This is a genomic window from Caballeronia sp. (assembly GCF_049581465.1).
Classification (GTDB): domain Bacteria; phylum Pseudomonadota; class Gammaproteobacteria; order Burkholderiales; family Burkholderiaceae; genus Caballeronia.
Genome location: NZ_JBAUSA010001427.1, coordinates 1 through 2,040 on the forward strand (window position 1 = coordinate 1; position 2,040 = coordinate 2,040).

Annotated in this window: 2 protein-coding genes; both read left to right on the plus strand. The window is 62.0% G+C overall.

All coding sequences use genetic code 11. The annotated features are described in order from the left end of the window. A partial coding sequence (locus tag WCA53_RS34525) for an MFS transporter (protein ID WP_423922889.1) occupies window positions 1–723 on the plus strand: 723 nt, incomplete at its 5' end. Window positions 724–769: 46 nt separating this feature from the next. After that, complete coding sequence (locus WCA53_RS34530; protein WP_423922893.1) at window positions 770–1,879, plus strand: alkene reductase; 1,110 nt, start codon at window positions 770–772, stop codon at window positions 1,877–1,879. Window positions 1,880–2,040: the final 161 nt, after the last annotated feature.

The following is a 2,040-nucleotide window of genomic DNA, read 5'->3' on the forward strand; positions in this document are numbered from 1 at the left end:
ACCTTTGCGGGCGTCGCCGCCTTGTCCGCTGCGGCTACGGCAGGCTTGCTGCTCGGCCTGCCCCGCAACATCGGTGCAGGATTGCCGACGGCCACGCTGCGCGAGCGTATCCGGGTCGCTCGCCAGCCGGTCATCCTGATGACCTTGCTCGTCACCACCCTTTGGGCGATGGGCGCCTACACGATCTACACGTACCTGGCGCTGTTCGTTGCCAGGACCACGCCGTTGCATGGCGCCCAAATTGGCTACGTGCTGTTCACCTGGGGCGTTGCGGCAGCCATCGGTGTGTTCATCGGCGGCAAGGCAGTGGATCGCCGCGGTCCCAGGCGCGTGATTATCCCCTGCCTGAGCGTGTCGATCCTCGCGTTCTCGCTCATGTCGGCGAGCGCGCACTGGCTGCCGATGACATTGGCGCTGGTCCCCGTCCTGATCGGTGTAGTGGCCTGGGGTATTTCGCACTGGGCCTTCTACCCCGCTCAACAAGCAGTGCTGATCAATCTCGCTGGGTTGCGAGGCACGCCCATTGCCTTGTCACTCAATGCTTCGTTCATGTATCTCGGCTTTTCGCTCGGCGCCGCGCTGGGTTCCCTGGTCTTGAGTTTCACCTCGGTGATCAACCTTGGCTGGACCGCCGCTGCGTGCGAAGTCGCGGCGCTGATACTGACAGCCAGCACAGCCAAGCATTTGATAAGGGCGCAAAAAGGGGCGGTCACTGCCGCGTAAGGTATCGCCCTCGCCTATTGCACTCGACACTCACTAAGGATCGACCATGACCCAACTCTTCTCGCCGCTTCAACTCGGCCCTTACACATTGAAGCACCGTGTGGTGCATGCGCCGACCACGCGCCTTCGCGCCAACAGCGACGACAGTCCCAGCGAGATGATGCTGGAGTACTACACGCAACGCGCTTCCGCGGGCGGCCTGATTATCACCGAATCGACGCACGTGTCTTACGACAGCCGTGGCTACCTCGGTGCGCCGGGGATTTACGAAGACTCACACATCGCAGGCTGGAAGAAGATCGCGGATGGCGTCCACGCGAAGGGCGGGCGTATCTTCATGCAGTTGGGACACGACGGACGCCAGTCGCACGTCGACCTGACAGGCGGGGTGGCGCCGATCGCGCCGTCGGAGGTGCCGTTCGAAGGCGAGGCGTTGACGCACAATGGCTGGGTGCCGGTGTCGATGCACCGCGCGATCGATATCGATGAAATCCAGACCGTGATCGAGTACTACCGCAAGAGCGCCGAACGCGCACTTGCTGCGGGCCTCGATGGGGTTGAACTGCACTCGGCCAATGGCTACCTGGCCGACACATTCCTGCAGGACGGCACCAACAAGCGTACGGATGCCTACGGCGGCACCATCGAAAAACGCGCACGCTTCCTGATCGAAGTGGTCACGGCCCTGGTGTCGGTGTGGGGGGCAAACCGTGTGGGCGTGCGGTTGTCCCCAAGCGGACAGTGGGGTTCCATCTCCGACTCGAATCCCGAAGCTACGTTTATCCATGCGGCCGAGCAATTGAACAAGTTTGGCCTAGCCTATCTGCACGTGATCGAGCCACGCGTCAAAGGCGTCGAAACGCTGGACGAGAATCAGAAGCCCGTGGCGTCAGCCCTCCTGCGCCGCGCTTTCGACGGTCCGATCATCGCCGCCGGCGGCTTCAATGGCGACAGCGCGGAAGAAATCCTGCAAAAGGGAGATGCCGAACTGGTCGCATTCGGACGGCATTTCGTCTCCAATCCGGATCTGCCACGTCGGTTGCAACATAAGTTCCCCCTGGCCCACTACGATCGCTCGCAATTCTGGGGAGGCACGCATGTCGGTTACACCGACTACCCGAGCTATCAGGAAAAGCAAAGCAGGCGCTCCGCCTGATAGCCACGCCGGGCGTGAATGATTCGCTATGCAAATTACTCGTGTGTGGCATGTCTTCCAGCAAAGCTAAGCCGTCTTTCCGATGGGGGCCACGTCATTCGAGCGCGCCGAATCTGGCGCGCGTCGATTCGCTAGACGGGCGTGCCCTGCCCCGCAGGGCT

Excerpts from the sequence above, each read along its gene's own strand:
- WCA53_RS34530 (WP_423922893.1), top strand. The coding sequence starts at position 770 with ATGACCCAACTCTTCTCGCCGCTTCAACTCGGCCCTTACACATTGAAG.